Source organism: Serratia sp. 2880STDY5682894, from assembly GCF_001537385.1.
GTDB lineage: Bacteria > Pseudomonadota > Gammaproteobacteria > Enterobacterales > Enterobacteriaceae > Serratia > Serratia nevei.
In genome coordinates this window covers 165,659-174,826 of record NZ_FCJA01000003.1, presented here as the reverse complement: position 1 = coordinate 174,826, position 9,168 = coordinate 165,659, and the positions used below count along the sequence as shown (strand labels likewise).

8 protein-coding genes are annotated in these 9,168 nt (G+C 65.6%); 2 read left to right on the top strand and 6 right to left on the bottom strand.

What is annotated here, in order from left to right:
- The coding region (locus AWX27_RS09130) for an MFS transporter (protein WP_060421840.1) at positions 1-1,106 on the bottom strand (1,106 nt) is incomplete at its 3' end.
- Positions 1,107-1,205: 99 nt separating this feature from the next.
- Between AWX27_RS09130 and AWX27_RS09125 the strand changes: the two genes are divergently transcribed.
- Positions 1,206-2,045 (top strand): helix-turn-helix transcriptional regulator, encoded by an 840-nt coding sequence (locus tag AWX27_RS09125; protein WP_060421229.1) that lies wholly within the window; start codon positions 1,206-1,208, stop codon positions 2,043-2,045.
- Here AWX27_RS09125 and AWX27_RS09120 read toward each other — a convergent pair.
- The 4 genes from AWX27_RS09120 to prpB all read right to left on the bottom strand — a co-directional run bounded on the left by AWX27_RS09120 (position 2,042) and on the right by prpB (position 6,330).
- Positions 2,042-2,671 carry a LysE family translocator gene (locus tag AWX27_RS09120; protein ID WP_048321374.1) on the bottom strand — a complete coding sequence of 210 codons (630 nt, stop codon included), beginning with the start codon at positions 2,669-2,671 and terminating at the stop codon, positions 2,042-2,044. The two genes, AWX27_RS09125 and AWX27_RS09120, sit on opposite strands and share 4 nt — an antisense overlap.
- Before the next feature lie 79 nt (positions 2,672-2,750).
- A complete protein-coding gene (locus tag AWX27_RS09115; protein ID WP_060421836.1) occupies positions 2,751-4,202 on the bottom strand; it encodes a bifunctional 2-methylcitrate dehydratase/aconitate hydratase in 1,452 nt (483 codons plus the stop codon).
- A 40-nt stretch (positions 4,203-4,242) separates the two neighbouring features.
- Positions 4,243-5,406, bottom strand: coding sequence for a bifunctional 2-methylcitrate synthase/citrate synthase (gene prpC / locus AWX27_RS09110; RefSeq protein ID WP_049200932.1), 1,164 nt, complete (start codon positions 5,404-5,406; stop codon positions 4,243-4,245).
- Between the two features lie 33 nt (positions 5,407-5,439).
- Positions 5,440-6,330, bottom strand: coding sequence for a methylisocitrate lyase (gene prpB, locus AWX27_RS09105; protein WP_060421225.1), 891 nt, complete (start codon positions 6,328-6,330; stop codon positions 5,440-5,442).
- A gap of 245 nt (positions 6,331-6,575) precedes the next feature.
- Between prpB and prpR the strand changes: the two genes are divergently transcribed.
- Positions 6,576-8,165, top strand: coding sequence for a propionate catabolism operon regulatory protein PrpR (prpR, locus tag AWX27_RS09100; protein ID WP_060421222.1), 1,590 nt, complete (start codon positions 6,576-6,578; stop codon positions 8,163-8,165).
- A gap of 3 nt (positions 8,166-8,168) precedes the next feature.
- Here the strand turns inward: prpR and AWX27_RS09095 are convergent, their stop codons facing one another.
- Positions 8,169-9,077 carry a DMT family transporter gene (locus AWX27_RS09095; RefSeq protein ID WP_060421219.1) on the bottom strand — a complete coding sequence of 303 codons (909 nt, stop codon included), beginning with the start codon at positions 9,075-9,077 and terminating at the stop codon, positions 8,169-8,171.
- Positions 9,078-9,168 lie beyond the last annotated feature (91 nt).

The following is a 9,168-nucleotide window of genomic DNA, read 5'->3' as shown; positions in this document are numbered from 1 at the left end:
AGCCGCAGCGGATGCGCCAGCGCCGCGCCCCACAGCGCCTGAGCCATCAACAGCGCCAACCCGGCGGCGTAAATCGCCACGCCCACGCTCAGTACGCCGTTGCCCCAACGCAGCGCCAGCCGGGGCGCCAGCATCGACGCCAGCATAAAGGCCGCGCTGGCCGGGGCGAACAGGCTGCCCGCCTGAAAAGGCGTCAGCCCCGCCCCCGCCTGCAGCAGCAGCGCGAAGCACAAGAAAAACGAGGAGGCGGTGGCATAAATCGCCAGCACCACCGCCATGCCCGGCGCGAAGTCTGCCTGACGTAACAGCGCCGGATCGAGCACCGCATCGCCGCCGCGCCGCGCCAGACGGCGCTCCCAACGCAGGAAGCTCCACAGCGTCACCATCGCCAACGCCAGCATCGGCGCTATCCACCACGGCCAGCCGCGCGCCGGCCCCTCCAGCAGCGGCAGCAGCAACAGCGACAGGCCGATCGCCGCCAGCCACAGGCCTACGCCGTCCAGCCGCTGCGCCTGCGCCACCCGCGATTCGGGAATGCGCCGCGCCGCCCACAGTGCCAGCGCGCCGATCGGCAAATTGATCAAAAAGATCATGCGCCAGCCGCTGCCGAACAGGTTGGCCTCGATGATAAATCCGCCGAGGATCTGGCCGAAGATCGCCGCCAATCCCAGCGTCATGCCCAGCCAGGCGAAGGCGCGCCGCCGCTGTTGCGGCGCGTACAGCACCCGCATCAAGGCGTAGATCTGCGGGAACAGCAGCGCCGCCGCCGCCCCCTGCAGGATACGCGCCGCGATCAGCAGGTTGAGCGATCCCGCCAGCCCGCACAGCAGAGAGCTCAGCGTAAATCCCAACATGCCGAGGCTGAACAGACGCCGGCGCCCGAAGCGATCCCCCAGGCGCCCACCGGCGATCAGCAGCACCCCGAACGCCAGTTCATAGCCGGCGACGATCAAACCAACACCGGCGAAATCGGCGGCGAACTGCCGCTGGATCACCGGCGCCGCCACGTTGACCACAAACAGATCGAACACCGTGACGAAGCCGCCTAACAGCAGCACCGGCAGGCCGGGCAATGCCTGCCGTTCACGAGATAATGAATGTTCCATACCACCTCCAGCGATTATGATGGCCGCAGTATGGAACAGGGTTTAAACTGTTACTATATAGCCAGTTATACTATTACTAACAGCAACAGGACGGCCGCCATGCCCCCACGTACCCTCGAGCGCACCCGCCACGAACTGGCGGATTTTCTACGTCAAAAGCGAGAACAGCTGTCGCCGGAGGCGGTCGGTTTGCCGAGCGGCAGCCGCCGCCGCACGCCGGGATTGCGGCGCGAGGAGGTCGCGGCGCTGGCCGGCGTCGGCCTCACCTGGTACACCTGGCTGGAACAAGGCAGGGAAATCAATGCGTCGGTGGCATTTTTGGAGAACCTGGCGCGGGTGCTGCAGCTCGACGCCGCCGGCCGCTACCACCTGTTTTTATTGGCGCATCAGCGCCCGCCGGTGCCGGTCGGCCATCAGTGGTGCCAGGTCTCGCCGCTGGTGCAGCGGCTGCTGGACGACCTTGTGCTGCGGCCGGCCTACGTCATGAACCTGAGTTGGGACATCATCGCCTGGAACCCGGCGGCGCAGCGGCTGTTCGCCATCGGTGAACGCCCGGCGGAAGAACGCAACATGTTGTGGATGCTGTTTGCCGATCCGCAGCTCAATGAACGCCTGTTGGAGTGGGAGGCGCAGGCGCCGCAAATCCTGGCCAGCTTCCGCCGCGACTATGCCCGCGCGCCGGAGGATGAGGTAATGCGCCAACGGGTACAGGCGCTGGAGCGGGTATCGCCGCCGTTCCGCCGGCTCTGGCGGCAGCACGATATCCACGGGCGCTGCCAGGGGCGGCGCAGCTTCACCCTCCCGGACCTCGGCCCGGTCACCTTTGACCACGCCTCTTTCATCGTCGACGAAGAGAATCACCTGCGGCTGGTGATGTACAGCGCGCTGCCGGACGAACCGGCCAGCGCGGCATTTGAAGCGCTGCTGCGCGAGGGTTAGCGGCGGCTGTCGAAAATGAGCTTGCAGGCCAGCCCGGCGAACACCCCGCTCAGCAGGTAGTTCGGCCAGCGGGCGCTGAAGCGGCGGCCGGCGAAGCGGCTTTTCATGCCGCTGACCGCCAGGATCACCCCACCGTTAATCAGCAACCCCACCAGATTCAGCACCGTCGCCAGCGCCAGCATCTGCACCACCACCGAGCCTGAACGCGGATCGATAAACTGCGGGAACAGCGCCAGCACGAACAGCGCCATTTTCGGGTTGAGGATGTTGGTGAACAGCCCCTGGCGGAAGATGCGCGCCGTCGGCACCGCCTGCAACCCGGCGGAAGCCTGCAAACTGCTGCCGGATCGCAGCGTTTTCCACGCCAGGTAGAGCAGATAGGCGGCGCCCAGCATTCTTACCGCGTCGTAGGCCAGCGGCACGGCGACGAACAGTTGCGACAACCCCAGCGCCGCCGCCAACGCGTGGCAATACGTGCCGAGCTGAATGCCCGCCAGCGAAGCGAAACCGGCGCGCCGCCCCTGGCTGACGCTGCGCGAAGCGATCAGCAGCATATCCGGGCCGGGGGTCAGCGCCAGCGCCACGCAGGCACCGGAAAACAACAACAGCGTTGCGGCATCAATCATGAATCACCTGATAAGAAGATGGACGGGAATGGAGCGTCCATCATAGCGACGCCGACGTGGCTTGTCAGCGTCGCTCGCGTCAGATCACCCACAGATCGAGATACTCGTTGACCGGCATCTGCGCCAGCCGCTGCCGGTCCAGCGACACCTCGAGAATACGCTGCTGCTGCAGGGCCGGGAACTGGCGCGCCAGGTTGGTTTTGAACTTCTCGATCAGCAGTGGGATGCCCTCTTCGCGCCGCCGTGCATGGCCGATAGGGTACTCCACCGCCACCTCATCCAGGCGGCTGCCGTCGGCGAACTCCACCGTCAGCGCATTGGCGATCGATCGTTTTTCCGGATCGTGATAATCGCGGGTGAAGGCAGGATCTTCATGGCAGTGGATCTTGCCGCGCAACGCGTCGATGCGCGGATCCTCCGCCACCCGATCCTCGTAGTCCGCCGCCGTCAGCCGGCCGAACAGCAGCGGGATCGCCACCATATACTGAATGCAGTGATCGCGATCCGCCGGGTTATCCAGCGGCCCCTGCTTGTCGATAATGCGCAGGCAGGCCTCGTGAGTGCGGATGCTCACCCTGGCGATGTCGGCGGCGGTTTTACCGGCGGCCTGCATCAAGCGGTGCAGCGTCATGGCCGCCTCCACGGCGGTCTGGGCATGGAACTCCGCCGGGAACGAAATTTTAAACAGCACGTTCTCCATCACGTACGCGCCGTACGGCCGCTGGAAGCGGAAAGGCTTGCCGTTGAAAGAGACGTCGTAGAACCCCCAGGTCGGCGCCGTCAGCGCCGAGGGGTAGCCCATCTCGCCGGTGGCGGCCATCAGCGCCAGCCGCACCGCGCGGGCGGTCGCATCCCCCGCCGCCCAGGATTTGCGGGTGCCGGCGTTCGGCGCGTGGCGATAGGTACGCAGCGACTGCCCGTCCACCCACGCCAGCGACACCGCGTTCAGGATCTCCGCCCGGCTCAGGCCGAGCAGCTGCGCCACCACCGCGGTGGACGCCACCTTCACCAGCAGCACGTGATCCAACCCCACCCGGTTGAAGGCGTTTTCCAGCGCCAGACAGCCCTGGATCTCATGCGCCTTGATCATGGCGATCAACACCTGCCGCATGGTCAGCGGCACCTTGCCCGCCGCCACCGCCTGGCGCGAGAGCCAGTCGGCCACCGCCAGGATCCCGCCCAGGTTGTCCGACGGGTGGCCCCACTCCGCCGCCAGCCAGGTGTCGTTGAAGTCGAGCCAGCGGATCATGGCGCCGATATTGAACGCCGCCTGCACCGGATCCAGCTGGAAGCGGGTGCCCGGCACCCGGCTGCCGTTCAGCACCTCGGCGCCCGGCACCACCGGCCCCATCAGTTTCTTGCAGGCCGGATAGCTCAGCGCCTCCAGCCCGCAGCCGAGGGTATCGAGCAGGCAATAGTGGGCGGTGCGGTACGCCGCCGGGGTATCGACGGCCTCTTTCATCACATAATCGACGATATCGACCATTTCGCGATCGAACGGCGGACGGCGGGTATTGGCAGACTCAAGCATCATGATTCCCAAAGGCTCCATAGTGAATAACGATCGGCGCTCAGCGCTGATCCAGCGGTACGAACGCCCGCGCTTCCGGCCCGGTATAGTTGGCGGACGGGCGAATGATTTTGTTGTCCTGCCGTTGCTCGATGATGTGCGCCGACCAACCGCTCACCCGCGCCATGACAAACAGCGGCGTGAACATTTCGGTGGGCACCCCCAGCTGGTGATAAGACACCGCCGAGAACCAGTCGAGGTTGGGGAACATCTTTTTGGTGTCGCGCATCACGCTTTCCAGCCGATCGGCGATGTCATACAGCTTCATCGCCCCCGCTTCCTGCGACAGGCGCAGCGCGATCTCTTTGATCACCTGATGGCGCGGATCGGAAACGGTGTACACCGGGTGCCCGAAGCCGATCACCACCTCTTTGTTGTCGATGCGGCGGCGAATGTCGGCTTCCGCTTCGTCCGGCGTTTCATAGCGTTGCTGGATCTCCAGCGACACCTCGTTGGCGCCGCCGTGTTTCGGCCCGCGCAGCGCGCCAATGGCGCCGACGATCGCCGAATAGACGTCGGATCCGGTGCCGGCGATCACCCGGCCGGCGAAGGTCGAGGCGTTGAACTCATGCTCGGCGTACAGGATCAAGGAAGCGTGCATCGCCTGTTCCCAGCTGGCGGAAGGCGCTTCGCCGTGCAGCAGGTGCAGGAAGTGGCCGCCGATGGAATCGTCGTCGGTCTCCGGCTGAATGCGCTCGCCGTTGTGGCTGTAGTGATACCAATACAGCAGCATCGATCCCAGCGAGGCCAGCAGCCGGTCGGCGATGTCGCGCGCGCCGGCCGCGCCGTGCTGCTCTTTTTCCGGCAGCGTGCAGCCAAGGGCCGAGACGCCGGTGCGCATTACGTCCATCGGGTGAGACGCCGCAGGCAACGCCTCAAGCACCGTGCGCACGCTGGCGGGCAGGCCGCGCAGCGCTTTGAGACGGTGTTTGTAGGCCTGCAGCTCATCGCGGTTGGGCAATTTGCCGTGGATCAGCAGGTGGGCAACCTCTTCAAACTCGCAGTGGCGCGCGAGATCGAGAATGTCGTAACCGCGATAGTGCAGATCGTTGCCGCTGCGCCCTACGGAGCACAGCGCGGTATTCCCGGCGGGCACGCCGGATAACGCCACGGATTTTTTCGGCTTATCGCCAGTCGGGCTTTGCGGGGGGATCGCTTGGCTCATACTGTCCTCGTTTGGCTTCTGCGTGAATGGCGCTTATTCGTCGCGCTGGCGAGCGAACAGAGCGTCGAGTTTCTCTTCGAACAAATAGTAGTTGATGCTTTCGTACAGCTCGTTGCGGGTCTGCATGGTGTCGATGACGCTTTTCTGCGTGCCCTCCTCGCGCAGGGCGCGGTATACCCGCTCCGCCGCGCGGTTCATCGCCCGGAAGGCCGACAGCGGATACAGCGCCATATCCACCTGGGCGCTGCGCAGCTCGTCGGTGGTAAACAGCGGCGTCGCGCCGAACTCGGTGATATTGGCCAGGATCGGCACCTGCGTCGCTTCGGCGAAGCAGCGGTACATGCCCAGTTCGGTGATCGCTTCCGGGAACAGCATGTCGGCCCCGGCCGCCACGTAAGCCTGAGCGCGCTCGATGGCCGCCTCCAGCCCCTCCACCGCCAGCGCGTCGGTGCGCGCCATGATCACAAAGTCCGGATCGCTGCGCGCATCCACCGCCGCCTTGATGCGATCCACCATCTCTTCGGTGGAGACGATGGCCTTATTGGGGCGATGGCCGCAGCGCTTGGCGCCGACCTGATCTTCGATATGCAGCGCCGCCGCCCCGGCCTTGCTCACCGATCGCACCGTGCGGGCGACGTTGAACGCCGAAGCGCCGAAACCGCTGTCCACATCCACCAGCAACGGCAGCGGGCAAACGTCGGTGATGCGGCGAATGTCGGTCAGCACATCGTCCAGGGTCGAAATGCCCAGATCCGGCAGCCCCAGCGAACCGGCCGCCACGCCGCCGCCGGAAAGGTAGATGGCCTGGAATCCGGCCCGCTGGGCCAGCAGCGCATGGTTGGCGTTGATCGCGCCGGCGATTTGCAGGGGTTTTTCTTTACTCAGGGCCTGACGAAAGGCGAGCCCGGGTGAGCGCAGCGTCATGACGTTTTCTCCGATTAGCCAGATGAAACAGACAGAGCAAGGGGCGGGCCAGGTTGTACTTCGGTGAGGGGAAAAATTAAACGCGATAAAAATAAGTGAGTTACAACACCTTCAGCGCCATTGGCCTGGCAAAGGAGTAAAAAACGTTTCAGTTAACGTTTCAATCGTTGTTTCACACAGTAAATTTGAAACATCACTGAAACCGGGCTACACCTAATGCAGCCACTTCCATTCGGTAACCCACCATGAGCGATCACGTCACGCCGGACAAACCGGTGATCTGGACCGTCTCCATCACCCGCCTGTTCGATCTGTTCCGGGACATCAGCCTCGAGTTCGACCATCTGGCGACCATCATCCCGATCCGCCTCGGCTTTGAGGAAGCGGTGCAGCACATCCGCGCCCGCCTGGCAACCGAGCCTTGCGACGCCATCATCGCCGCCGGCTCCAACGGCGCCTACCTGAAAAGCCGGCTGTCGGTGCCGGTCATCCTGGTCAAGCCCGGCGGCTTCGACCTGCTGCAGGCGCTGAGCAAGGCGCGCAGAACCGCCGATCGGATCGGCGTCATCACCTATAAGACCCCTCTGCCCGCGCTAATGGAGTTCCAGCAAACCTTCGATCTGCCGCTGGAGCAGCGCAGCTACGGCACCGAAGAGGATGCGCGCGGCCAGATCGCCGAGCTGAAAGCCGCCGGCATTCAGGCCGTGGTCGGCGCCGGCCTCATCAGCGATCTGGCGGAAGAGGCCGGGCTCACCGCCATTTTTCTCTATTCCGCCGCCACCCTGCGCGCCGCCTTCAGCGATGCGCTGGACGTGACGCGCCTAATGCGGGGCGGCGGCAAACGCGGCGGCGATTACGCCACGCGCAATACCCTGCAACCGCGCTACGGGCTGGGCGATTTGCAGGGCAAGTCCCCGCAGATGGAGCAAACGCGGCGCACCATCATGCTGTACGCCCGCTCGCCGGCGGCGGTATTAATTGAAGGAGAAACCGGCACCGGCAAGGAGCTGGCGGCGCAGGCGATCCACCGGGAATACTTTTCCCGGCGCGGCGCACCGGCCAGGGGCGCGACGCCGCCGTTCGTCGCCATCAACTGCGGCGCCATCGCCGAATCGCTGCTGGAGGCGGAGCTGTTCGGCTATGAGGAAGGCGCCTTTACCGGCTCACGGCGCGGCGGCCGACGCGGGCTGCTGGAAACCGCCAACGGCGGCACCCTGTTTCTGGATGAGATCGGCGAAATGCCGCTGCACCTGCAAACCCGGCTGCTGCGCGCGCTGGAAGAGAAGGCCGTCACCCGAGTCGGCGGGCAGCAGCCGGTGGCGGTCGACTTTCGCGTCATCAGCGCCACCCACAACCACCTGGAGCAGGCGATTCAACGGGGCGACTTTCGCGCCGATCTGTTCTACCGCCTGAGCGCCCTGCGGCTGCAGCTGCCGCCGCTGCGGGCGCGCGGCGACGATATCGCGATGCTGGCGGAACACTTTCTGAAACGGTCACTGGCGGCGCTCGACGTGCCGCTGACGGCGCCGCTGCGCGCCGCCATGGCCGGCTGTTACGCCGCGCTGAATCATTACGCCTGGCCCGGCAACCTGCGCGAACTGCGCAACATGATGGAGCGGGTGGCGCTGATGCTGAGCACCGGCGCCGCGCCGAGCGGCGAGACGCTGCGCTGGCTGCTGCCGGAGCTGGCGACGGGCACGCCACCCGAGACGCCGCCAGCGCCCGTCTCCGCCCACGAAGCGCTGGCGCGATGTGGGGGCGACCACGCCGCCGCCGCCCGGTTGCTCGGGATCAGCCGAACCACCTTATGGCGCCGGTTGAAACACCCGGCCTGAGGCTCAGCCGGCGCGCCGGCCGTCCGAGGCCGGCAGCAGCCGCGCTCGCCGCTCGCCCAGCAGGTTCATGCCCGCCGCCGCCAGCAGAATGATCGCCGCGCCCAGCAGCTGCCACGCCGACAGGCGGTGGCCAAACGCCAGGCGATCCACCAGCATGGCGGCGACCGGGTAGATGAACGACAGTGAGCCGATCAGGTTGGTCGGCAGCTTCTGCAGGGCGCCGTACATCAACACATACATCAGGCCGGTGTGCAGCACGCCGAGCGTCGCCAGCATTCCCCACTGCCCAACGCTGGCCGAAACGTGGAAATCCACCAGCGGCAACAGCATCACCGCCCCCACCGCCACCTGGATCAGCGCAATAAGATGCGGCGGCGTGCCCTTCAGCCGCTTGGCCGCCAGCGCCATCAGGGCGTAGAAAAACGCCGCCCCGAGCGCCAGCGCGATGCCCGCCAAATAATGACTCTGTTCCCCCGCCTGCCGCGGCTGCGCCAGCACCACCAGCATCATGCCGCCGAACGCCAGCCCCAGCCACAGCAGCTTGCGGGCGGTCAGCCGCTCCCCCAGAAACAGCGCCCCCAGCCCCACCAGTATAAACGGCTGGGTGTTGTACACCGCCGTGGCGATGGAGATAGAGGCATAGGAATAGGCGGCAAACAGCAGCAGCCAGTTGATCACCAGCGCGACGCCGCCGGCGATCGCCAGCAGCAGCGTGGCGCGCGTCAGCGCATCGCGCCGCAGCTGCCCCAGCGCGCCGCACACCGCCAGCAGCACCAGCGCCCCCACCGCGCAGCGCCAAAACACCACGTTGACCACCGGCTGGCCGGACATCAGCACAAACCAGCCGATGGAGCCAGAAATCAGCATCGCCGCCGTCATCTCCAGCGAGCCGCGTTTTATCTCTGCATTCATCCTGCGTTCCTCCAAACTTGCCCAGAGGCATAGCTTGCGGCTTCGCGGGACGGCTTTCCATAGCATAAAAAAGGCAGATATGCTTAACTGC